Raw genomic sequence first — 23469 nt, forward strand, 5'->3', positions numbered from 1 at the left:
AGAAATGAAACCTAGCGAACACGACATAAAAAAAATGGCAATGGTGATGCAACTTGTTTGCTGGTGAATCATAACCCCTCTTCCTCCAAGATCTTATTAACCTTGGTGATCACACTATCCAGATCAAGTGCTGAGATGTAGATTTTTTCTATGATTTCTTCTTGTTCTTCGGTCGACATTCCCTGGATTTTAGATACATTGATGAGCCCCAATAGATTGGACAATGGTGCTCTGACTTCATGTGAATTGGAAAAAGCATAATCTCTGAGTTTTTTGTTCTGAGATTCGATCTTTTTTGTTCGTTCCTTGACTAGTACCTCCAGAGACTCATTCATGTTTTTCATTTCTCTGTTCACCAATTCTAGTTCATTTGCTTGCCTTGCTATTTGTTCCTTTTGGCTAGTGATCTCGTCATTTAGTTTTCTGAGTAGTTTAATTGTCTTTTGCTTTTTCAGGTTGAATCTGTACCAGAAAAATGCAGTAAGCAGGGCAAATGCTAAACAGATAACAAGGGCAAATTGAATGGTATTTTGACGGGCTATCTTCAGATTAGACGCTTGTAACTCGTTTGCTTTTAGTTGGTTTTCTTTATGTAGGAGTTGATTTTCTTGCTCTATTTGAGACAGTCTGTGTTTGGCCTCCAGTTGTGTTACATATTCCAGTTTCTGGCGGTTGTACAAGCTGTCTTTGAAGGCCATGTAGGTTACTGCTTGTTTGTAGGCGTTTTTTGTGTCTCCTCGATCTGCATATATTTTATGTAGGGTTTCAGCTGTTTGTACGGCTTCAGGGATTTGGCCAATTTCTATAGCGATGTCGAGTGATTTGTTCGCGAGTGTAATGGCAGTTTCAGAATTACCCATGAGGATATTACAGTTGGACATATCTCGCAGCACTTTGGCCATGCCTCGTTGATAGTCAATCTCTTTATAGAGTTTGTAAGCATTTTCGAGCTTTTCAAGTGCGAGTTTATATTGAGCTTTTTTGTAGAGTATAACACCGAGAAAATTGTCATTCACAGCAACACCCTTGATGTCCTTGAGTTTGACGAATTGATCACGTGCCTTTTGAAAATGCTCTTGAGCTTCATTCATCAGGCCTAGTGTTAGCTTCAATTCTCCGATATTTTCAAACGCATTAGCGACTCCCCATGGTTGTTCGTTGAGTAGATCTAACTCTAATCCTTTTAAAAAATAGGATTCAGCAGATTCGTAATCGCCCAAGCTGGATTTGACCAAGCCTATATTGGTATGCGTGAGCCCTATGAGAGGGTCTCCATTTTGTTTTGTTATTTCTACAGACTTTAGCAGATGAACCATCGCACTATCATACTCTCCTATAAGAGCCATAAAAACACCTAGGTTATTTAATACCTGACCTTTGAGCAACAAGTCCTGTTGAACATCAGCTATAGTATTGGCTTTAGCGAAATAAGTCAAGGCTTCTGGAAAATCACCTAATTCCAAATAGACCCATCCGATATTTTTATATACCATGCCCACCTTGCTGGAATCTGAAATGGCTCGAAACATTTCCAATGAGACCTCAAATTGTCTGAGTGACTCGGTATACAGGCCGGTATTGTGCTTGATGAGGCCGTCGACCCGAAAGTATTCTGCCTGACCAGAAACATGTTTAATCTCCTGACTAATCACAAATGCTTGTTCTATAAAATAGGTAGCACTATCTGGGTCAGACCGATAATATTTGAGACCTAAAAGGTTATATGCATTGGCTTTACTTTCTAAAGAAGTGGTAGTTTGTATTGTTTTCTTAAGGCTGTCAATGTGGATTTGTTGTGAATAGCACTGGTCTAAACACCCAATTTGGATTAGGAACAACAAGCCAACCTTTAGAATTTTGCTCATATTGAAAATTACTCTTCCCAGGGTCGTTGCCGTCAACGACTTGAAATCAGAAATTTCTAGCTAATTGAGTGATTCAAGGTTAAACTGGATATGGAAGATAAAAAATAATTATCAAAAAAGGGAATTGAAAAATGGAGGTGCCCTAAAGGTTGTTCAATAGAACGTCATAATAGGTGCTAATGATCTAGAATTACCTGAATTGGGAGTTGTCGTACAGGTCTTTTTCTGAACCGTGTTCAAATTGATATTTCATCACACCTAAATAAAGGCTCATGAGAAATGAAAGAATTAGAATTGAAATAACCATAGCTAAAGATTAATATACTTCACAAGTATAGGAGAGGTTGGATTTTGAATCTTGTCAATTATATTTAAAATCCTGCCAGTTTGATTTGTATAAAAACAGATTACAATTTCTAGTAGAGCACTTAGAGTGCCCATGGAAGGATCGGTCTGTTGTACGGCGTGAGGGTTAAGGCAAGTGGTTAAACAAAAAAAGACCGCCATTTCTAGCAGTCTTAATGTGCACACGGAAGGATTCGAACCCTCAACCCTCGGAGCCGAAATCCGATATTCTATCCAGTTGAACTACGTGTGCAGTTCTTTCGCACACACGGAAGGACCAAACGTTGGCCCGGTCGACCCTCAACCCTCGGAGCCTTGCCGGCCGCGCCGAAATCCGATAATCTATCGGGCGGCGATCCGTCCAGTTGAACTACGTGTGCAATTTGGAAGTCAAAAGCCAAAAGTATAAAGTGGCTTGTGAACTTTATACTTTCAACTTTTGCCCTTTCACCTTTATATCAATTCCTTCACTTTAGCCGCCGCATCTTTCAATACGATTGCAGAGTAAACTTTCAATCCTGATTCTTCAATGATTTTAGCGCCTTCTTCAGCGTTAGTCCCTTGAAGTCTTACTATGATTGGAATATTGATTTCTCCAATATTCTTATAAGCTTCAACAACACCACTCGCTACTCTGTCACATCTTACGATACCACCGAAGATGTTAATCAAGATAGCTTTCACGTTAGGGTCTTGCATGATGATTCTGAAACCAGCTTCTACGGTTTGTGCATTGGCAGAACCCCCTACATCTAGGAAGTTAGCAGGCTCACCTCCAGACAATTTGATAATGTCCATAGTCGCCATAGCCAATCCAGCTCCGTTTACCATACAGCCTACATTACCTTCCAACTTCACATAGTTCAAACCAGATTTGGCAGCTTCTACTTCTGCAGGATCTTCTTCTGTGTAGTCTCTAAGTGCTGCGATGTCTTTGTGTCTGTACAATGCATTGTCGTCTATATCAACTTTAGCATCTACAGCTAATATTTTATTGTCAGATGTTTTCAACACTGGGTTGATTTCAAACATAGACGAATCAGTAGCTTCGTAAGCTTTGTATAGTGAGAAGATAAATTTCACCATGCCTTTAAAGGCATCACCTTCAAGCCCAAGAGCGAAAGCTACTTTTCTAGCTTGGAATGCTTGCAAGCCAACAGTTGGGTCAATCCATTCCTTGATGATTTTTTCTGGAGTCTCTTCAGCTACAGTTTCAATGTCCATTCCACCTTCTGTAGATGCCATGATTACATTACATCCTTTGGCTCTGTCAAGCAAAATGCCTAGATAATATTCACTTGGTTCAGATTCTCCTGGATAATAAACATCCTGAGCGATCAAAACTTTGTTTACTACTTTGCCTTCAGGTCCAGTCTGGTGTGTCACCAAAGTTCCTTTCAAAATACCGGCAGCTTTTTCTGGGACTTCGTCTAGGCTTTTCGCCAAAACAACACCATGAGAACCTGTTTCATTTACGGTTCCTTTTCCTCTTCCTCCAGCATGAATCTGAGCTTTTACCACATACCATTCGGTACCCGTTTCTGCATTCAATTTCTTTGCTGCAGCTTTCGCTTCTTCTGGAGTTTCAGCTACAATACCTTCTTGTATTGTGACCCCATATCCTTTAAGTATTTCCTTCGCTTGATATTCGTGAATGTTCATATCCTTAATGTTTTTGTGTCCCTTAGGGATGCCTTTGGCGCGAAGCTACAGCAATACCATGGCATTTTCAAGTAAGAGAATTCTTTTGAGGCGTTGATTTACTATCTTTCTTTTAATATTAGCATTGTGTTTTGTGAAAAACAGATTCTCGTCCATTGTGGATTGAAAATCACCAAGATAAAATCTAAAGACTAATTCATTGAAAGAAGGCTCCCTCGAACATAAAATATTCAGATCAGCACTCGTGTTTATCATGATCATGTTGATCTATGCTGTGAGTTATCGGCTTTATCTTCATGAGTTTAAGACAGCAATAGGGTTTACCATCGGTTGGTTATTTACTTATGCAATCTGGCGGATTAGTAGCCAATCTCAACGAATTGAGCTTGTTGTAGTGCCGTGGGCAGTTTGTATATTTCTATTTGCCATTTTTCTTTGGTTTAAAACAGGAGGGTTCAATGGAAGCGGGTTAGCATTTTTTTGTGTGACTCTGATTTTAGTCATTATAGCATCTAAAAAATGGCGCATCAGGCTTATCCCTATTTTTATTGTCATTCAATCGTTATTGGTATTAGCTGATATTTATCTAAAGCATTTACCCATTTGGGGGATTAACGGAAAGCCTCAACTGGACTTTGTACTCCTCACTTCTATTACCTTGGTTTTGGTTGTATTGCTTAAAAACAGTTATGATGAAAAGGAGAAGAAAATTGAGCAGTTTAGTCGTGGTCTAAGAGAATTGCATCGACTCAATTTGAGACACGACTCCAACCTAGATGAGGTGCTCTCTGATTATCTCAATTCAGGGGCGGAATTATTGGGAATTAAAACGGGATTCATCGTGGAAATTCAGAATGGGGTACCAATTATCACAAATTCTAACGATTCGGAAAAGTCTGAAGATTATACACAAGAGTTGATCTCACTTAATAAAAGTGTAATCATGGAGACAGATTTGGAAAGACGTACGCTATACAGAGCCGCAAACATGACCAACCTGAATCGAAAAGGTATAAGCGGACTTGTCCCGAAATATTTCATTGCCTCTCCATTGACAGTAAACAACGCAATGTATGGTGTGTTACTGTTTTCTGCAGATGAATCAAAAAGGAGCGGGTTTGAAGAATACGACATTGAAATCATGGAACTCATGGCTATTAATATTAGCCATTTGTTGGACATGAAAGTCTGGAGTGAGCATCAGAAAAAGACCGACTTGGAGCTGCATCTCAGCGAAAAGAGATTCAAAACCATTTATGACTATGCCAATGTGGGTATTTGTGTCTGCGATAAAAAGGGAATGGTACTCATGGCTAATAAAGCACTGCAAGATTTGCTTGAATATTCTGAGGCAGAGTTACTTGGGGAAACTTTTTATTCCATTTCAGGAACGGACGATTTGGATGAAATGGATAGAGACATCAAACAATATGAGCAAATTGTTTTAGGTGAAATTGATCATTATTCAATAGAAAAGAAAAATACTACTAAAAATGGTCGTGAGATATTCGTGCATAAGACAGTGTCTACGGTTCGAGACGAAGAGGACAAGGTCAGATTCACAGTGATGATTGTAGATGATGTCACAAACAGAAAACTAAATCAACAAAAGATTCAAAATCTAAATCAACAACTTGAAGTTCAGGTGGAAAAAATGGAAGTAGCCAACAAGGAATTGGAGGCTTTTAGTTATTCAGTTTCACATGATTTGCGAGCTCCATTGCGGGCGATTGATGGATTTTCTAAGATAATTCTAGAAGATCATGAAGATGAATTTAGTGATGAAAGCAAAAGGCTCCTGAATGTGATCATAAAGAATAGCGGCAAAATGGCTATGCTGATCGATGACCTTCTTGCGTTCTCCAGGATTTCAAGGAAAGTAACAGAATTTAAACCCATCAACTTTGATGAACTAGTGAGTGGAATCATAGAAGAGCAGGCATTGGATAATTCAATTTTCACGATTAGTCCATTGCCGCAAGCCAAGGGAGAGCCTACATTGATGAAGCAAGTGTTTTCTAATTTGATAGGAAACGCGGTGAAGTTTAGTGGCAACGAACCCCAACCCAAAATTGAAATTGGAGTAGTTGAGCGTGACGAGTTTTATGAGTTCTTTGTGAAAGACAATGGGGTTGGTTTCAACATGGCCTATTATGACAAGGTGTTTGGTGTATTTCAACGCTTGCATACCGAAGAGGAGTTTAAAGGGACTGGTGTTGGTTTGGCCATCGTTCAAAAGGTGATGATGAAACACAATGGCAAAGTTTGGGCAGAAAGCGAAGAGGGAAAAGGAACTACATTTTATTTCGGCCTGCCCAAATAGAAACCAAAAATTGTAGTTTAAAAGTGGGTTGATTATATTCATGATCTTATAAAAAGAAACTGAATGCCTGAACAAACTGAAGCGGATATTGTTTTAGTAGAGGACAACCCGAACGATGCAGAGATTACGATACGTTCACTAAAAAAACATCATCTGGCCAATAAATTGGTCTGGTTAAAAGATGGAGTTGAAGCATTGGACTATTTGTTAGCAAGAAATAAATATGCTGATAGGAATATTCATGACCTCCCTCGAGTGATTTTTTTAGACTTAAAACTGCCAAAGGTAGATGGAACAGAGGTGCTGGCAGAAATCAGAAAGAATGAAGTCACTAAAAAAATTCCTGTTGTGGTATTGACCTCGTCGAAAGAAGAACAGGACGTTATGAAAACGTATGACCTGGGAGTGAATAGCTATATTGTAAAACCTGTAGAGTTTGAAAACTTTGCTAAGGCTATAGCTGAGGTTGGTTTTTATTGGCTTATTACAAATACTACACCTTCTAGCTAATCGACAAATTGAAAGATACCAAACTAAATATACTCATACTCGAGGATGTAGTTGAAGATGCCGAATTAGCACTTCATGAGCTCAAACGTGCAGGTTTTCAATTTGAATACCATCGAGTGGACAATCTCAAAGACTTCAAATTCAAGCTGTTTGATTTTTTACCACATGTAGTTCTTTCTGATTACAACCTACCATCATGCAGCGCTATTGATGCCTTTGAGCTGGTGAAAGAAATCAATTTGCCATTTATAATAGTTTCAGGAATTATTGGAGAAGAGAATGCCGTGGAAGCCCTGAAGCTTGGTGTTACAGATTTGGTTTCTAAAGATAGTTTGTCACGATTGCCTATCGTAGTAGAGCGAGCGCTCAACGAGCAGAAAGTAACTCGTGAGAAAAAATCTGCAGAGCACGAACTGATCTTGAATAAGGAGCGACTAGAGTTAGCACTTGAAGGAACGGACCTGGGAATTTGGGATCTGGATTTTATGTCTAATGCCATTGTTTATAATAATAAAAGTCTCGAGATATTAGGATTCGATGCCGAGGATGCCATTCAGGATTTCAAGTATTTTCAAAAGTATGATACAGACGAGCAGCAGTATGTAATCGATGCCATGAATGAACACATTGCTGGAAACGCTCCATTTTTTGATCAAGAATTTTATGTCAGAAATAAAACAGGAGCAGTAAAATGGGTGCTGGCAAGAGGAAAAATTATCCGTAGGTCTCTGAAAGGAGAACCCCTTCGAGCATCAGGGACTTTACTGGATATTACCGAGAAAAAGGTATATGAAGAACAGCTTCGGAAGAATCAATCTATTCTAGAAAATGCGGAGTCTGTAGCCCACGTGGGTAGCTATGAGTGGAATGCTAAAGGTAATTCATTTGTGGTTTCGGCAGAGTTTCGACGTATTTTTGAACTCACAGATGAAGAAGAATTATCTGTTTTTAGGCTGATCCGGGAAACAATGCATGAGCAGGATAAGCCCTATTTTAAAGAAATGCTGGCAGGTAGAAAAAATTTCTTCGATATTGAGCACCGCATTGTCCTGGGTGAGGATTTGACAAAGATTGTAAGGAATACGGGAAATATCACCGTTGACAGCGATGGCAAGATTTCATCTGTGCTGGGCGTGGTTCAGGATATTACCGAGCAGCGTGAAATCAGCAAATCCATTTTTAATGCTCAACAATTCGAGCGTAGTAGAATGGCTCGTGATATTCATGATGGTATAGGTCAGATGCTTGTAGCTGCAAAATTTAAGTTATCTTCACTAGAAGCAGACTCTGAGGAGGAGCTCACTCGAAAAAAAGATGATGTAGAGGATTTACTAGCAACTACCATTGAAGAGGTTCGTAGGGTATCAAGAAATTTATCCAATCGACACCTTGAGGAATTTGGATTGAGCAAAACCATGCATTATCTGATGGAAGAGATTGAAAACATGGGTGAGTTTGAAGTAGATTATGTGATTGACATTCCAGATGATTACGATATGGAATTGTCTAATACCATTTATAGAATTGCTCAAGAGGCAATAAATAATATAGTGAAATATGCCAAGGCCGAACAAGTTTCTGTTCGAATCGAAGCGGTAGACAAAAACATAGTACTTGAAATAAAAGACGATGGAATAGGCTTCGATACAGAAATTAAATGGAATGGTATAAAAAATATGAAAGAAAGAACATCTTTGCAAAACGGGCATTTTGAGATAACTTCTGTTCCGAAAAAAGGAACGGTAGTAAAATCTTGGTTCCCAATAAATAATTAAACCGCCATGTCAAAAATATCGATACTCGTAGTCGATGATCACTCCTTAGTAAGAGAAGGCGTAATTACCATGCTTTCCATTTACGATGACTTCACTATCATTGGAGAAGCCGAGAGTGGAGACGAAGCACTCCAAAAAATATCCGAACAGGCACCAGATGTCGTATTGCTGGATATCAATATGCCAGGGATGAATGGGATTGAGACGGCAAAAAAAATTGGAGCCGATCATGAAGGGGTAAAGATAATTATCCTGTCTATGGAAGTGACTCAAGATCATATTTCAGAAGCGATCAAAGCGGGTGTAGCGGGATATCTGGCCAAAGACACAAAAAAGGATATTTTGGCAGAAGCCATTCGAAAAGTGATGCAAGGAGAGCAATACTTTGGTCAGAAGATTTCTCAGGTCATTTTTAAAGGCTTTTACAATCAGAGTAAAGGTGAGCGCGTAGCCAATGAAAACAAAGACCTAAGTAAACGTGAAGTTGAAGTATTAAGGCAAATAGCTTCTGGCCTTTCTAATCGTGAGATTGCAGATAAATTATTCATCAGTATTCGTACGGTAGATGCGCACCGAAATCACATTATGCAGAAGCTTGGATTGAAGAGTACGGCACAATTAGTGAAGTATGCAATTCGAGAAAAAATCATAGAACTAGACTAAATCTCAGAACAATTCTTAAATGAACTAGGTAATATTCCTAGTAATAAAAAAAATGCTTAAATCCCCGCTAGGGGATTTTTGCTTTTGGGGCAATTAGGTGTAAATATTTTGGTGAGTTATTTTTCAACCCTATCTTATAATAATACAATTATAAAATTCAAAACACGCCTGTATGGCCTTTTTTGATGTTTAATACTCCTAAAAATCTAATTAAGCAAAACCTCTATTTTTTCTGAGAGGTATCTGATCTACTTTTGAATTGTAGTTAATCGTTAAGGCTTTTAGCTACCGTTTATTTGACCAGTTTTCAATCTAAACGATAAAGCTATGAAAGGATATTTTATAAGATCGTCACGTGTGACACCCTCTATATACTTCAACCCCACTAAAGGGATTTTTGATATGAGAGGCAAGTCAAGTCCGGAAAACCCACTGGCATTTTATAATTATGTGCTGGAAAGCTTAGACAGCTATGCCGAAAGTGGCACGGCTTCCATGACAGCCAACTTGGCATTTGAATATTTCAATACGAGTTCTTCTAAGTGTCTTTACATTTTCATGAAGAAATTGTCCAAGATTGATGAAATGGGTAAAAAAGTAATAATAAACTGGTACTTCGAAGATGGAGACGAAGATATGAAAGAGGCAGGTGAGGATCTGTGCAGTTTCTTCGACATGGAGTTTAACTTCATGGAGATTCCAGAGATCAAAGTACTTGGAGAAGAAAAACAGTCAGCTTAATGACTTAAAGATAATGGGATAATACAGGTGGATTAAAAGGGTTGCTCTAGTGGCAGCCTTTTTTTATGCTCAAACTTTACTGTTCCATCACTTATCCCATTTAATCTTGAAATTTGAGTCTTGCTTCTCATGACTAGATTCTTATATTTGCTGCACAACGGATGACTCATGCTGCAGGCGAAAAACATTGTTAAATCTTATGGGGAGTTACAAGTGCTCAAAGGCATTGATCTGAGAGTAGAGACTGGCGAAGTAGTTTCGGTGGTAGGAGCTTCAGGAGCTGGCAAAAGTACACTGTTACAAATTCTAGGGACGTTAGACCAACCGGATGGTGGATCGGTAGAGATCAATGGTCAAAATGTTTTCAAGCTAAACTCCAAGTCGTTGGCCTCTTTCCGGAATCAGGAAATAGGTTTTGTGTTTCAATTCCATAATCTACTTCCCGAATTCACACTGTTCGAAAACATTTGCATCCCGGCTTACATCAATGGAAAGAATGGAAAGGCATTGGCTGATTATGCTAGCCAGTTGATGGAGTTGCTGCATATAGAACATCGGCGTGATCATAAACCTTCTGAGTTGTCTGGCGGTGAGCTGCAAAGAGGAGCCGTAGCTCGTACCTTGATCAACAAACCATCTTTAATATTTGCTGACGAACCAAGTGGAAATCTTGATTCAGTAAATGCAGAGGAATTACATCACTTATTCTTCCAATTACAGAAGGAACTCAATCAAACCTTTATCATCGTTACACACAATCAAGATTTGGCGGAAATGACCGATCGAAAGATTGTTATTCAAGACGGGCGAATCTTAGGTTAAAATAACGCGGCTATGAATTTATCGAAGGGGGTGCAGTTTATGATCATCTCTACCTTCACTTTTTCTTTGATGAAAGTATGTGTGAAAATGATCTCGCATATACCCCCGATAGAAATCATCTTATTCCGATCTTTGATATCTATTGTTTTGTGTGTCTTTTTCTTCATGAAAGACAAAATCAACCCTTGGGGAAATAATCAGAAAATTTTAATCTTGAGGGGAGTAGTGGGCTCTATTTCATTGGCTTCCTATTTCTATATCCTTCAGCAGATTCCATTGGCAGCGGCGGCTAGTATGCAATACACGGCGCCCATTTTTACAGCGATTCTTGGTGTGTTTATTGTGAAAGAAAAGGTGAGTGCAAAACAGTATCTGTTCTTCTTTCTTTCCTTTTTAGGAATTTTAGTAATTCAGGGATTTGACGCCAGAATTTCTCTGATACATCTGGTAATTGGTATTGGTGGGGCGGTTTTTACTGGCTTGGCGTACAACTGCATACGTATTCTCAAAACTTCTGAACACCCGTTGGTCATCATTTTTTACTTCCCGTTAGTATCACTTCCTTTGGCAGGGATAATATCTCTATTCAATTGGGTCAACCCAGTGGGCTGGGACTGGATATATCTATTGTTAGTCGGGTTATTTACTCAGATTGCACAATACTTCATGACCAGATCTTATCAAGCGGAGGAACTCTCCAAGGTTTCGATAATTAATTACATGGGCATCATTTATTCGCTGGCTTTTGGCTTTATCATCTTTGGAGAGACCTACGAATGGTTGAGTTATATGGGAATGGCTTTAGTAATAGTTGGAATAATTCTGAATCTCAGATACAAACGTACTTGATACTTTTCTACGAATTCTTAATTTTGAATTTCCAATCTGGAACTAAATACTTTTAGCTTTCAACTTTGAACTAATTCTCCATGTCTGGACATAGTAAATGGTCAACGATTAAGCGTAAAAAGGGCGCAGCCGACGCAAAGCGAGGAAAAATATTTTCTCGAATGAGTAAAGAAATCACTGTTGCAGTCAAGGAAGGCGGAGGAAGTGACCCTGAGGGCAATCCTCGCTTGCGTATGGCTATTCAAAATGCCAAAGGGGTAAACATGCCCAAGGACAATATCGAACGAGCTATCAAAAAGGGGATCGGTGGAGAGGCCAATTCCTATATTGAACAAACCTTTGAAGGCTATGGGCCATTTGGTGTTGCTGTTTTTGTAGAGTGTTTGACTGATAATCAAAACAGAACGGTGCAAGAAGTACGAGCTGCTTTTACAAAGAATGATGGTAGCTTGGGTACGAATGGTTCACTCGAATTTATATTTGATAGAAAAGGAGTATTCACATTGCCTGTAAGGGAGGAAATGGATATTGAAGAATTGGAGTTAGAGCTCATTGACGGTGGTGCTGATGAACTTACTATAGAAGAAGATTACTTGACGGTCTTGTGCGCTTTGGAAAACTTCGGTAACCTCAATAAAAAATTCGAAGAGCTCAATCTTGAAACCGAAAATGCCGAACTCCAGCGTATTCCAAACAATACCAAAACGGTAAACGATGAAGAGTTTCAAAAAGTAATGAAGCTTATTGATACCCTAGAGGATAATGATGATGTTCAGCAGGTTTGGCATAATCTGGAAGTCGGTGAAGGCCAAGAAGAGTTGTTGAATTAATAGTTTAGGGTCTCTTCTTTAATCTCACTATATCTCTTCTCAAAATCAGTCTTAGCTGATTTTGAGACTTCTGTGTAATTTTCCGAACAGCGTGTTTTGCTCCAAAGTAAAATATTGTTGGAGACTCTCAAGCCACTATATATGCATTGTAGGGTTAGTGCTATAAGAAGCATCTTTTTTGTTGATTTGTTACTTTTCTCATAGAAGTGATTAATCCATTTAAAAAATGTCAAGAATAGTAAAGCGTACATGGGGGCCAAGTATCTTTCGACAGTGTAGAAAGTAACATGAAAATACGGATGTAAGGCGAAATAGTATAGAACCAGGCAGCCGGCAATGATGCCATAAATACTGAGGGAGTCTTTTCGTAATGACCAAATGGCGCCAAACCCCAATATGACTACTATCAATATTCCAATTACTATGCGAAGGAATGGAGGTGCAAGGTGAGGAATAAACCAAATGCTGATTCCATCAAGGAAGTTAGCTAGGTTATGCCCTATTTGATTTAAAAAATCACTGAAGGAAAGCAACGAACTTCCTTGGCTGAGAATAGCGTTAAAATGAAACACCCAAAGAAAAAATATACCAATTAAAAGTATAAGAGAAGCTGCTGCTTTCCACTTTTCTTTAGCTCTGAGGAATAAAAACAACCAAAGAAAAACGGGTATGGAAATGAATGTCCCGGCAAGACGAATAGTAGGAAGCAGCAGAAAAGCAATCAAAGAAACAGTCAGCCAAATAGACTGATTGTTTTTTATGAACTTATGAAGGGCAAAGAATGCTGTAAGTAAAACAGTAGTGAAAAGCGGTTCTGTCCAAAGGAAAGAATGAGTAAGGTATACAGGAGTCGCTAAAGTGATCAGAATGCAATAAAAAATTCTCAGTTTCCAGGTTGATATTTCTTTACTAAACCGAAAGATCAGGATCAGAGAAGCCCAAAGACAAAACAAGTTGGCCAAAATAATGTTCTCTTCATCCAGTATTTTTATCAGTAGAGGATAGGCGGGCGGCCTAAAATTGAATCCATCATTATTCCAAAAACCTTTAGAACCAATTTGCTCAGAAATCTCTAAATATAGAAAGGAATCGAAGGTGTAGCCGAGACCACATTGATTCCCTAAAAGAAATATTACAGTAGTAATTCCCAGCATTAACGCGAGAACCACCCATTCTAAAGTTTGTTTTTTGTTCGAAATGCTATTCAAGGTATGTTATTACATTGCTGGAACTACAACCAAAATAGAGTAAACCAACTAAAATTATAAGATCATTTAGATCCTATTTCAATAGAGGCACAAAAAAACCCCGACTAAAAGCCGAGGTTTCAATTTCATTAAGTTCTAAATAGAACTAACGCCTTTGTTGGTCTTGTGACCAACAAACCAACTTATCCAATCTTAGCGATCAAGTCAGCGGCTCTATTAGAGTATCCAGCTTCGTTGTCGTACCAAGACGCTACTTTCACCATCTTACCATTGGTAGAAGTGATACCAGCATCGAAGATCGAAGAGTGAGGATCACCTACGATATCAGAAGAAACGATAGGGTCTTCAGTGTACTTCAAGATACCTTTCATTGGTCCTTCCGCAGCAGCTTTCATCGCAGCATTTACTTCCTCTACAGTTACTTCTTTAGACAAAGTAGCGACCAAGTCAGTGATTGAGCCAGTAGGAGTAGGTACTCTCATTGAGTTACCATCCAATTTACCATTCAATGCAGGCAATACCAATCCAACAGCTTTAGCAGCTCCAGTAGAAGTAGGTACCATATTGATAGCAGCAGCTCTAGATCTTCTCAAGTCACCGTGAGGGCCATCTTGCAAGTTTTGATCAGCAGTGTAAGCGTGGATAGTAGTAATGTATCCTTGCTCAAGGCCAAAGTTGTCGTGCAATACCTTAGCGATAGGTGCAAGACAGTTGGTAGTACAAGAAGCGTTAGACATGATTGTCTCTTCGCCAGTCAAGATTTCTTCGTTTACACCCAATACTACAGTTGGGATGTTTCCTTTAGCAGGAGCAGAAATAACTACTTTCTTCGCTCCAGCAGTCAAGTGTTGGCTAGCGCCAGCTTCGTCTACGAATCTACCCGTAGATTCCAAAACTACGTCTACCCCTAATTTGCCCCATGGCAAATCTGCAGGTACTCTCTCAGCCGTGATGCCGATCTTAGTTCCGTTTACAATGATCCCATCTTCAGCAGCCTCAACAGTCCCGTCGAATTTACCTTGAGTAGAATCATACTTTAATAAGTGTGCTAACGTCTTAGTATCAGTCAGGTCGTTGATCGCAACGACTTCCACATTTTCCTTTTTCAATAATGCTCTGAACGCAAGTCTTCCGATTCGTCCAAATCCGTTGATAGCAACTTTAATCATTGATTAATAATTTAGTGTGTGTTAAAAATTTTGGCAAAACTAATAGGTTGAACGACTAATTCAAATATTTGGTTCGTAAAGAAACCAACTGTTATTTGGATGTTTGTTAATTTATCAACAGAAAATATCAAGATATCATAATATTTATAGACTTTCGTTGAATTGATCGCAAAAAATGCCATAGAAACCGGCGTAAACTGGTTCCATTCGAAAAATTGGAAGGTTTATAAATTTCAAAAAGAAATGTGGCAGGCCTTTTTTGATTTGCCCAATGGCCTGCTAAATGCCCCGACAGGTAGTGGAAAAACCTTTGCGCTCTGGATTCCGGCTGCTATTAATGCTTTTGCTGCCAAGTCGAAAAAGAAGAAAATAAAAGTCATTTGGCTCACACCACTCAAGGCTTTGGCCAATGATATCAAACTGGCACTCGAGGAGTTTAGTCATGCTAATGAATTAGGGTTGGATATCTCTATTCGTACCGGAGATACGTCTACTTCTGATCGAAAAAAAATAACGGATTCGGCACCAGATGCACTGATCATTACACCCGAAAGTCTGCACCTGATGATGAGTCAGAAAAATGCACCTAACTATTTCAGCGATTTGCAATGTGTAATAGTGGACGAATGGCACGAGTTATTAGGAACTAAACGCGGTGTGCAGGTAGAACTGGCTTTGTCCAAACTCAAGGCTTGGTCAGATAAAGGACTTAAGACCTGGGGGATTTCGGCAACCGTGGGCAATATGGATGAGGCTTTGTTCACACTCATCGGTCCTAGCCAGTCAGGTCATATTATTCGAGCCAATATCAAAAAGAAAATTCTGATCAAATCTGTCATCCCTAAGAAGATCGAAAACTACCCATGGGCAGGGCATTTGGGCATACGTCTAATGAAAGAAGTGATGGAAATTGTGAATCAGAACAACACCACGCTGCTTTTCACCAATACCCGTTCGCAAACCGAAATCTGGTACCAAGGCATCATAGACAAATACCCAGAGATGATTGGTCAGATGGCCATGCATCATGGATCTATCGACAATGACATTAGGCGATGGGTCGAAGACGCGCTCAATGCTGGTAAATTGAAATTGGTGATTTGCACTTCTAGTCTCGACTTGGGTGTAGACTTTCGTCCGGTAGATATGGTCATACAAGTAGGTAGCCCTAAAGGTGTGTCGCGATTTTTTCAGCGCGCAGGGCGAAGTGGACACGGCCCGGGAGAGACGAGCCAGATGCGATTTGTACCTACCCACGCCCTAGAACTCATGGAAGCCACCGCATTGCGATCAGCCATTGACGATGATTTGTACGAGCCTAGAAAGCCATTGACCAATTGTATTGATGTACTGGTTCAATACTTGGTAACCTTGGCCGTAGGAGATGGTTTTTTCCCAAATGAGGTTTATCAAGAAGTGAAATCCACTCATTGTTTCAAAGACCTGACAACAGCGCAATGGCAGTGGTGTCTCACTTTTATTACGACAGGAGGAGAGAGCTTGTCGCAATACGAGGAATTCTCCAAAGTAGAAATCCTAAATGGTGTTTATAAGGTGAACCGTCAGCGTACGGCCATGCGACATCGATTAGGAATGGGTACGATTGTCGGCGATCCAGCGCTCAAAGTTCGATTTATTACTGGAGGCTATATTGGGACAGTGGAGGAAAGTTTTGTGTCACGGTTGAATGCGGGAGATGTTTTTTGGTTTGCCGGACAGGCGCTAGAATTTGTGAGGATCAAAGACCTGACGGTCATTGTTAAAAAAGGAAGAAAGAAAAAAGGGATTGTGCCCCGATGGGGAGGCGGTCGAATACCGTTGTCCTCACAGCTTTCCAGGTTACTACGACAAAAAATTGAACTGGCTGCGCAGGGCACCTACGAATCGGTAGAAATGAAGCGGTTGAAACCACTATTGGACCTTCAATCAAAGCTTTCCATCATACCAGATAGTCAGACTTTGCTCATTGAGAAGACACAAACAAAAGAAGGCTTTCACGTTTTTGTATTCCCATTTGAAGGCCGAGCGGTACATGAAGTGTTGGCAGGTGTGGTAGCTTTTCGCATGGCGCAGTCTCAGCCGATTACCTTTTCTATTTCCATGAATGATTATGGTTTTGAATTGTTGTCCGATCAAGAAATCCCAATTGAGGATGCTTTGGAGCAGGATCTTTTTACTTCCAAAGATATTTTCTTCGACATTACCTCATCTATTAATCAATCTGAAATGGCAAGAAGAAGATTTAGAGATATAGCTACTATTTCAGGGTTGGTTTTTCAGGGGCACCCTGGACAGCCTATCCGAGGCAAACATTTGCAAATGAATTCGGGTATTATCTATAAAGCACTGGCAGACTACGATCCTGATAATTTATTGCTCAAACAAGCCGAAGAAGAAGTGCTTTCACTCCAATTGGAGCAAGAGCGCTTCTTAGAATCTATGGAGCGCATTAATCAGCAAAAAATAAAATTGGTACGGACCACTCAACCTACTCCGTTTTCATTTCCTATATTAGTAGATGGCATGCGAGAACGGATTAGCTCTGAAAGCCTGACTGATCGTATAGCCAAAATGCAAGTTAACATGGAATGAAACTAGATATGGCTTGTTTGTCATCCCGTAGCTTTCGGAGGGATCTTCTAAGTGGATTGCAGCAAGCAGTCTTTTTACAAGTTGCTGGGGGTCTAGAAATGACTTATTAATAAATTAAACCAATATGAAGAACATACTAATATTGATTTTACTCTTAGTGTCCATTGTTGAAATGACTTTGGCTCAAGACCCTATCATTGGAAAATGGAAAACGATTGATGATGATACTAACAAAGCTAGGTCGGTGGTAGAGATTTACAAAAAAGGAGACCTGTATTATGGAAAAGTCGTCGATATGTTCCTTGAGCCACATGAGGACCCAGATCCGGTTTGTGATGACTGTGATGAAGATGATCCCAGATACATGCAAAAGACGCTAGGCATGGAAATCTTAAAAGGTGCGAAAAAAGATGGAGACGAATATGTAGATGGAAAAATCCTGGATCCCGAGAACGGCACAGTGTATAAATGCAAATTGTGGTTGGAAGATGGAGATTTGAAACTTCGCGGATATGTCGCCTTCTTTTACCGAACCCAAACCTGGATAAAGAATGAATAAAGAGATGGAAAGGCGTTACAATGAAATGTGGAAAAACGCCCGATCTCAATTTATTAGTGGTACCTGTTCTATAGATGACTCAATTGATGATGCCGAAGACCTGAGACGTGGAATAACGCTCTTGGCAAAACCAAATAAGGAGGTCAAAAATGAAATTTCCTCTTTTCAGCTGGAGCTTAAGAAAATGGAACCGAAGCAATATTACCAGCCATGTGATGATTTACACCTGACCATACTTTCAATCATTTCATGCTATGTAGGATTTGAACTTGCTCAAATTAGAATAGAAAATTATAGGAATCTTATAGACGAATGCATTAGCGAGCCGATAGAGATTAGGTTCGATGGAATAACCGCAAGTCCATCTGGAATTTTGGTGCAAGGATTTCCAAAAGGTGATGGGCTTAAAAGCTTAAGAAATGAGCTTAGAAATAGATTTAACTTATCCCAATTGCAGCATTCGATTGACAGTCGTTATAAAATCAATACGGCTCACCTCACAATTATGCGATTCAGGAAGCCAATTGGAGATTCAAAAAAACTAGTGCGGCTGCTAGAGGAGTTTCGGAATTTTTCTTTTGGTAAAATGAGGATTAACCAATTGCAATTGGTATTTAATGATTGGTATCAGCGTACCGAGATCGTAAAGAAACTGGCTACTTTTGAACTCAGATAACTCAGAATTTTTGATGAAGCATTTCGTTGCACAAATTCAAAATCAGACTTTTTATTTATTGCCAGAAAAAGTAATCTTTTGGGAGGAGCAAAAGGCATTGATTTTGTCCGATTTACATATTGGTAAAGCCAGTCATTTTAGAAAAGCAGGAGTACCTATTTCATCACATATCCATGTGAATGAGTTTTTTGTACTTGATGCTATTATCGAAGAATTTAACCCCGGAAAAATTCTTTTTGTGGGAGATCTTTTTCATAGCGATCACAATCAGGAATGGGATTTATTCTACAACTGGGCACACAATTATGAGCATGTTGAATTGATCTTGATAAAAGGTAATCATGATATATTGCCGGAAAGCCTATATCGAAATTCTAGATTGAAGGTCGTGGAAAAACTTCTTATTGACAATTTAGAATTCACACATGAACGAAATGAAAAGTCTGATGGCTACAACATCTCAGGCCATGTACATCCTGCGGTGTCAATGATTGGCTCGGGGAAGCAGTCTTTGAAGCTTCCATGTTTTCTTTTTAGAGAGGATCATGCCTTCCTACCTGCTTTTGGACATTTCACTGGAATGGCAAAAATTAAACCTTCGAAAAAAGATAATATCTTTGTGGTAGCAGAAAACGAGATTATTCACGTTAGCTAATTGGACTATTTGTCGTAAATCAGCTATATTGATAGACTGTTGACAAATTTCTACCTGCAAGGGTTACAATTAGTTACATTGTCGTATTTAAACTAGAGCGAGAGCTTGAAGGAGTCATGAAAGATCATGAAGTGTTGGAACGGGTGAGTAGAGGGGATGAGGCAGCATTGGACTACCTGTATAAGAAACATTATAAAATGATGACCCGTATTGTGCTAAACAATAATGGGACTGAAGATGAAGCAAAGGATATCTTTCAGGACGCGCTCTTAGTGTTTTGGCAGAAGGCCGTAGCTGGTAAGTTGGTATTGACGTCTAAGATTAGCACATACATTTATAGTATTTGCTTGAATCTTTGGAGAAAAGAGTTGGATCGAAAGGGAAGGCTCTCATCCGAAGAAGTCGAACGGACTACTTATCAGGAACATGACAAGAATGAAAGAATTAAAATAATTACCGATTGTATCAATCAATTGGGGGACACCTGTAGAAGAATACTAACCTACCACTACTTCGATGGATTGTCTATGTCAGATATCGCAGACAAACTAAATTTTGCAAATACTGACACGGCAAAAACCAAGAAGTATAAGTGTAAAAAGAAGCTTGACCTGATGGTTAAGCGGACTTATTCTTCACAAGATGTACTAGATTAAGAAAAATGGGAATTAACAAATACAGCAGTCAATTAGAAGCTTACTTCAGCGGCACCATGTCGGAAACTGACCGTATCCTGTTTGAAGGACGAGTAGAAAGTAACCCTGAACTTAAATCCGAATTCGATAGGCAAAATGATATCGTGGAGGGTTTGAGGGCTCATAGAAGAGCTGAACTTAAGACTAGACTCAACAATATTTCTGTAGAACCAACCTTGATCGGAACTTTGATGCAGGGATCTGCAATGAAGTCATTAACTTATGGCCTAACGGCTGTTATGGTCGCTACTGGCAGCTATTTCTTTTATAATAAAGAAGCTTCCATTCAATATCATATAGAGTCCTTGGATGCTAAAACTGATTACGCACAAATATCAACATTGAATCCATCTGTGCATAACCAACTGGATTATAGATTTGAAGGAAATCTTCAGATGCTTGATTATGTCGAGGCGGCTCCAGTAATGAAGAAAAGACAAACTGTTGAGGAAACACCTAAACAAAGTATTGCCTTTGAAGTTCCAGAGGTAACTCCAACCCATGAAGATGCTTTTGATGGTATGGTAGTAGATTTCACTGCCATGGATCGTATTGATCAAGTATCTGGAATTTCTGATGTAGATAAAGTCAACATCCAAACCATCAGTTCTAGAAAATACAATTTCCATTATCGATTGGAAGACAACCGATTATTCCTTTATGGAAAATTCAGTGAGTCTCCATATGAGATTATCGAAATTAGTACTGCAGGGGGCAAGAAACTGTTTTTCTATTACCATGGGGATTTCTATCAATTGAGAAAGAACGCATCCTCTATCACGCCTCTTTCAAAAATTGAGAATAGAGAACTAATCCATGAACTGGATGAATTGAAGAGCAGAGGATAATTCTCCCTTGATTATTTTATTTTCTCCACCCTACTATTTTCAGCAATTGCGCTATTTTTGGCCATAGACTTATGGCAAAAGAAAAAAAGTTTAGAAAAAAGAAAAAGTTAGGGAGCTATCCCTTTGTTAGTGTGGTGTTCAGCGTCACACTTGCTCTTTTTGTTATGGGACTGTTTGGTCTGCTGTTGATGATGACCAAGAACCTCACCACAATCATTCAAGAGAATGTGGAGATGCAGGTTTTTCTAAATAAGAACCTTAGTCAAAACGAGATTACAAAAATCATCAAAACCCTTTCTTCCAAGGACTATGTGATTAAAAAGGAAGGCATTTCTCAAGTGTCACATATCACAAAAGAAGAAGCGGCTAAGGAGTTTTATGAAGAAACAGGTGAAGACTTTGTAGAATTTTTAGGAGACAATCCATTGCAAGATGTGGTGGTGATCAAAATCAGCCCTGATTTTCATGAGTCACAAAATTTAGTTGAAATTAAGAAAGAAATAGGGTTTATAAGAGGTGTGCATGAAGTCACTTATATCGAAAGCTTGGTCAGTAGCATTCGTGAAAATGTGAAAAAGGTAAGTTTTGTCTTGATAGGTTTTTCTGTGATTTTGCTGACAGTGGTCGTTATTCTGATTAATAACACCATCAAACTGGCACTTTTTTCCCAGCGATTTTTGATTCGTAGTATGCAGCTTGTAGGTGCCACAACTAACTTTATACGCAAGCCGTTCTTAATGCGTGCCTCATTGTTCGGATTAGTTTCAGCGATATTGGCGATTGGTCTACTTGTATCTCTGATGAAGTATTTGAATACTGAAGTTGACGGGTTGTTGGATTTGCTTCAGCTCGAACAGCTGATCATACTTGGCACGGGAATCGTTTTGGTCGGAATATTTGTAGGTTTTATGAGTACATTTGCGGCCATCAGGAAGTACATGAAAATGTCTCTGGACGAACTTTATTAGATTATGAGCGATAAGAATAAATTAGCCTTTCAGAATATCAATTACAAGATCATGCTAGCCGGAGTATTAGTATTGATCCTTGGATTTATCATCATGAGCCTGGATACAGAACCTTATGGATTTGGATTTTTGGGACTTACATTAGGCCCACTAGTTGTGCTTTTGGGTTTCGCTATCGAGTTTGTAGCAATTCTGTACAAGCCAAAAGAAAAGTAAATGACTTTTATCGAAGCATTAATCCTTGGAATTATCCAAGGATTGACAGAATTTCTCCCGGTGAGCAGTAGCGGGCACTTGGAGCTGGGTACCTATTTTCTGGGTGTGCAGTCAGAAGACAATCTTCTCTTTTCCATTATTCTACATGGTGCTACCGCCTGTAGTACTGTCGTTATATTCAGAAAGGACATTCTAGAAATAATTAAAGGAATTTTCAAATTTGAGTGGAATGAGTCTACTCAATTTGCTGCTATGATTGTTTTGTCTATGATCCCAGTGGGGATTGTAGGCGTATTCTTCGAAGATCAAATTGAATCTTTTTTTGGAGGGAACATACTTTTAGTAGGTACCATGCTTTTGGTCACGGCGGCCTTATTGGCATTTACTTATTTCAGTAAAAAGAACGAAGGAGCAATCAATTTTAAAAATTCATTTCTCATTGGCCTGGCTCAAGCCATCGCTATCATGCCGGGTATTTCACGTTCTGGCTCTACGATCTCAACAGCATTGCTTCTTGGGGTAAACAAAGAAAAAGCAGCGCGTTTTTCGTTTCTCATGGTGCTACCTCCAATCCTAGGAGCTATGTTGCTGAAAACGAAAGACTTTTTAGAAAATCCTGAAATCGCGGCTAATGTATCTGGTATGAATTTGACAGTAGGATTTATAGCAGCCTTTCTTTCAGGTTTATTGGCCTGTCAATGGATGATTTCAATTGTCAAAAAAGGTAAACTGGTCTATTTCGCTATCTACTGTGGCGTAGTCGGTTTGTTGGCTGTTGCAGGAGGCTTGTTATGGTAGAACCTATTCTCATCTCCGAAATGGATTTTGACAAGGGAGAAGTATTCTTAGTCGATAAACCATTGGAATGGACTTCATTTGATGTAGTCAAAAAAATTCGGGGTAGACTTAAAATCAAAAAAGTAGGCCACGCAGGTACATTGGATCCTTTGGCTACAGGCTTACTAATCATCTGTGCAGGTAAGGCCACAAAAAAAATCAACGAATATCAGGATTTAGGAAAAACCTATACCGGAAAAATGGTTTTAGGTAAAACTACTCCATCAGTGGATTTGGAAACTGAGTTTGACAGCGAAAAGCCTTGGGATCATATTACAGAAAATCAAGTAAAAGAAGCTACAGCGAAATGGACAGGAGATATCATTCAAATTCCTCCTATCTATAGCGCTATCAAAGTGGATGGAGAGAGGGCTTACAAAGCGGCTAGACGAAAAGAGGAGATTAAACTGAAACCGAGACCAGTACAGGTGCCAGTATTCGAGGTAGATGCCAGCAACTTGCCAGAAGTGAGTTTCAAAATCCAGTGCTCAAAGGGAACCTATATTCGTAGTCTGGTTAGAGATGTTGGAGAAGTGCTGGGTTGCGGTGCCTATATGTCTGAGTTGCGTAGAACAGCCATTGGCGATTTCAATGTAGACGATGCATTTGTATTAGAAGATTTTATTTCCAGATTGCAAAGAGATTAGATTTGCATTCTTAA

General features: G+C 39.3%; 22 protein-coding genes and 1 tRNA gene. 18 read left to right on the forward strand and 5 right to left on the reverse strand.

The window, feature by feature from the left end; all coding sequences use genetic code 11:
- Positions 1-68: 68 nt before the first annotated feature.
- The 3 genes from R8N23_RS03305 to sucC form a co-directional block, all read right to left on the reverse strand.
- Positions 69-1865 carry a tetratricopeptide repeat protein gene (locus R8N23_RS03305; protein WP_318170140.1) on the reverse strand — a complete coding sequence of 599 codons (1797 nt, stop codon included), beginning with the start codon at positions 1863-1865 and terminating at the stop codon, positions 69-71.
- A gap of 524 nt (positions 1866-2389) precedes the next feature.
- Positions 2390-2463, reverse strand: a tRNA-Arg gene (locus tag R8N23_RS03310).
- A 200-nt stretch (positions 2464-2663) separates the two neighbouring features.
- Positions 2664-3872, reverse strand: a complete 1209-nt coding sequence (sucC, locus tag R8N23_RS03315; protein ID WP_318170141.1) for an ADP-forming succinate--CoA ligase subunit beta — start codon at positions 3870-3872, stop codon at positions 2664-2666.
- A 199-nt stretch (positions 3873-4071) separates the two neighbouring features.
- On the opposite strand from sucC, the gene R8N23_RS03320 reads away from it, so the two are divergent.
- The 8 genes from R8N23_RS03320 to R8N23_RS03355 all read left to right on the forward strand — a co-directional run bounded on the left by R8N23_RS03320 (position 4072) and on the right by R8N23_RS03355 (position 12385).
- Positions 4072-6195 carry an ATP-binding protein gene (locus tag R8N23_RS03320; protein ID WP_318170142.1) on the forward strand — a complete coding sequence of 708 codons (2124 nt, stop codon included), beginning with the start codon at positions 4072-4074 and terminating at the stop codon, positions 6193-6195.
- Between the two features lie 63 nt (positions 6196-6258).
- Positions 6259-6705 (forward strand): response regulator, encoded by a 447-nt coding sequence (locus R8N23_RS03325; protein WP_318170143.1) that lies wholly within the window; start codon positions 6259-6261, stop codon positions 6703-6705.
- Positions 6706-6713: 8 nt separating this feature from the next.
- Positions 6714-8480 carry a PAS domain-containing protein gene (locus R8N23_RS03330; RefSeq protein WP_318170144.1) on the forward strand — a complete coding sequence of 589 codons (1767 nt, stop codon included), beginning with the start codon at positions 6714-6716 and terminating at the stop codon, positions 8478-8480.
- Positions 8481-8486: 6 nt separating this feature from the next.
- On the forward strand, positions 8487-9143 hold the full coding sequence (locus R8N23_RS03335) for a response regulator transcription factor (RefSeq protein WP_318170145.1): 657 nt from the start codon (positions 8487-8489) through the stop codon (positions 9141-9143).
- Between the two features lie 327 nt (positions 9144-9470).
- Complete coding sequence (locus R8N23_RS03340) at positions 9471-9884, forward strand: DUF1987 domain-containing protein (RefSeq protein WP_318170146.1); 414 nt, start codon at positions 9471-9473, stop codon at positions 9882-9884.
- 168 nt (positions 9885-10052) lie between these two features.
- A complete protein-coding gene (locus R8N23_RS03345) occupies positions 10053-10706 on the forward strand; it encodes an ABC transporter ATP-binding protein (RefSeq protein WP_318170147.1) in 654 nt (217 codons plus the stop codon).
- 12 nt (positions 10707-10718) lie between these two features.
- On the forward strand, positions 10719-11555 hold the full coding sequence (locus R8N23_RS03350) for a DMT family transporter (RefSeq protein WP_318170148.1): 837 nt from the start codon (positions 10719-10721) through the stop codon (positions 11553-11555).
- 80 nt (positions 11556-11635) lie between these two features.
- On the forward strand, positions 11636-12385 hold the full coding sequence (locus R8N23_RS03355; protein ID WP_318170149.1) for a YebC/PmpR family DNA-binding transcriptional regulator: 750 nt from the start codon (positions 11636-11638) through the stop codon (positions 12383-12385).
- Here the strand turns inward: R8N23_RS03355 and R8N23_RS03360 are convergent.
- Together R8N23_RS03360 and gap are read right to left on the reverse strand one after the other, a co-directional pair.
- Positions 12382-13593: a hypothetical protein gene (locus tag R8N23_RS03360; protein WP_318170150.1), complete on the reverse strand. Its 1212-nt coding sequence runs from the start codon at positions 13591-13593 to the stop codon at positions 12382-12384. The genes R8N23_RS03355 and R8N23_RS03360 overlap by 4 nt on opposite strands.
- A 182-nt stretch (positions 13594-13775) precedes the next feature.
- Entirely contained in the window at positions 13776-14762 is a 987-nt protein-coding gene (gene gap / locus R8N23_RS03365) for a type I glyceraldehyde-3-phosphate dehydrogenase (protein ID WP_318170151.1), read from the reverse strand.
- Positions 14763-14924: 162 nt separating this feature from the next.
- Here gap and R8N23_RS03370 point away from each other — a divergent pair, with 162 nt between their 5' ends.
- From R8N23_RS03370 to truB, 10 genes are all read left to right on the forward strand, one after another.
- On the forward strand, positions 14925-17354 hold the full coding sequence (locus tag R8N23_RS03370) for a ligase-associated DNA damage response DEXH box helicase (protein WP_318170152.1): 2430 nt from the start codon (positions 14925-14927) through the stop codon (positions 17352-17354).
- A 124-nt stretch (positions 17355-17478) separates the two neighbouring features.
- Positions 17479-17913, forward strand: coding sequence for a DUF2147 domain-containing protein (locus tag R8N23_RS03375; protein ID WP_318170153.1), 435 nt, complete (start codon positions 17479-17481; stop codon positions 17911-17913).
- Positions 17906-18589 (forward strand): mutarotase, encoded by a 684-nt coding sequence (locus tag R8N23_RS03380; RefSeq protein WP_318170154.1) that lies wholly within the window; start codon positions 17906-17908, stop codon positions 18587-18589. Before R8N23_RS03375 ends, R8N23_RS03380 begins: the two co-directional genes overlap by 8 nt.
- Positions 18590-18602: 13 nt before the next feature.
- On the forward strand, positions 18603-19244 hold the full coding sequence (pdeM, locus tag R8N23_RS03385; protein ID WP_318170155.1) for a ligase-associated DNA damage response endonuclease PdeM: 642 nt from the start codon (positions 18603-18605) through the stop codon (positions 19242-19244).
- A gap of 116 nt (positions 19245-19360) precedes the next feature.
- A complete protein-coding gene (locus R8N23_RS03390; protein ID WP_318170156.1) occupies positions 19361-19900 on the forward strand; it encodes a sigma-70 family RNA polymerase sigma factor in 540 nt (179 codons plus the stop codon).
- 5 nt (positions 19901-19905) lie between these two features.
- Positions 19906-20787, forward strand: coding sequence for a hypothetical protein (locus R8N23_RS03395; protein WP_318170157.1), 882 nt, complete (start codon positions 19906-19908; stop codon positions 20785-20787).
- A 71-nt stretch (positions 20788-20858) separates the two neighbouring features.
- Positions 20859-21755 (forward strand): cell division protein FtsX, encoded by an 897-nt coding sequence (locus R8N23_RS03400; protein ID WP_318170158.1) that lies wholly within the window; start codon positions 20859-20861, stop codon positions 21753-21755.
- A 3-nt stretch (positions 21756-21758) separates the two neighbouring features.
- Positions 21759-21971: a DUF3098 domain-containing protein gene (locus tag R8N23_RS03405; RefSeq protein ID WP_318170159.1), complete on the forward strand. Its 213-nt coding sequence runs from the start codon at positions 21759-21761 to the stop codon at positions 21969-21971.
- Entirely contained in the window at positions 21972-22769 is a 798-nt protein-coding gene (locus tag R8N23_RS03410; RefSeq protein ID WP_318170160.1) for an undecaprenyl-diphosphate phosphatase, read from the forward strand.
- Complete coding sequence (truB, locus tag R8N23_RS03415) at positions 22763-23455, forward strand: tRNA pseudouridine(55) synthase TruB (protein WP_318170161.1); 693 nt, start codon at positions 22763-22765, stop codon at positions 23453-23455. Before R8N23_RS03410 ends, truB begins: the two co-directional genes overlap by 7 nt.
- Positions 23456-23469 lie beyond the last annotated feature (14 nt).

Origin of the sequence: Reichenbachiella sp., assembly GCF_033344935.1 — a bacterium.
Lineage (GTDB): Bacteria > Bacteroidota > Bacteroidia > Cytophagales > Cyclobacteriaceae > Reichenbachiella.

Coding starts and splice junctions, on each gene's coding strand:
- gap (WP_318170151.1), bottom strand. CDS start 14,762: ATGATTAAAGTTGCTATCAACGGATTTGGACGAATCGGAAGACTTGCG.
- R8N23_RS03400 (WP_318170158.1), top strand. CDS start 20,859: ATGGCAAAAGAAAAAAAGTTTAGAAAAAAGAAAAAGTTAGGGAGCTAT.
- R8N23_RS03350 (WP_318170148.1), top strand. CDS start 10,719: ATGAATTTATCGAAGGGGGTGCAGTTTATGATCATCTCTACCTTCACT.
- truB (WP_318170161.1), top strand. CDS start 22,763: ATGGTAGAACCTATTCTCATCTCCGAAATGGATTTTGACAAGGGAGAA.
- R8N23_RS03340 (WP_318170146.1), top strand. CDS start 9,471: ATGAAAGGATATTTTATAAGATCGTCACGTGTGACACCCTCTATATAC.
- R8N23_RS03405 (WP_318170159.1), top strand. CDS start 21,759: ATGAGCGATAAGAATAAATTAGCCTTTCAGAATATCAATTACAAGATC.
- R8N23_RS03390 (WP_318170156.1), top strand. CDS start 19,361: ATGAAAGATCATGAAGTGTTGGAACGGGTGAGTAGAGGGGATGAGGCA.
- R8N23_RS03325 (WP_318170143.1), top strand. CDS start 6,259: ATGCCTGAACAAACTGAAGCGGATATTGTTTTAGTAGAGGACAACCCG.
- pdeM (WP_318170155.1), top strand. CDS start 18,603: ATGAAGCATTTCGTTGCACAAATTCAAAATCAGACTTTTTATTTATTG.
- sucC (WP_318170141.1), bottom strand. CDS start 3,872: ATGAACATTCACGAATATCAAGCGAAGGAAATACTTAAAGGATATGGG.
- R8N23_RS03380 (WP_318170154.1), top strand. CDS start 17,906: ATGAATAAAGAGATGGAAAGGCGTTACAATGAAATGTGGAAAAACGCC.
- R8N23_RS03355 (WP_318170149.1), top strand. CDS start 11,636: ATGTCTGGACATAGTAAATGGTCAACGATTAAGCGTAAAAAGGGCGCA.
- R8N23_RS03395 (WP_318170157.1), top strand. CDS start 19,906: ATGGGAATTAACAAATACAGCAGTCAATTAGAAGCTTACTTCAGCGGC.
- R8N23_RS03335 (WP_318170145.1), top strand. CDS start 8,487: ATGTCAAAAATATCGATACTCGTAGTCGATGATCACTCCTTAGTAAGA.
- R8N23_RS03375 (WP_318170153.1), top strand. CDS start 17,479: ATGAAGAACATACTAATATTGATTTTACTCTTAGTGTCCATTGTTGAA.
- R8N23_RS03345 (WP_318170147.1), top strand. CDS start 10,053: ATGCTGCAGGCGAAAAACATTGTTAAATCTTATGGGGAGTTACAAGTG.
- R8N23_RS03410 (WP_318170160.1), top strand. CDS start 21,972: ATGACTTTTATCGAAGCATTAATCCTTGGAATTATCCAAGGATTGACA.
- R8N23_RS03305 (WP_318170140.1), bottom strand. CDS start 1,865: ATGAGCAAAATTCTAAAGGTTGGCTTGTTGTTCCTAATCCAAATTGGG.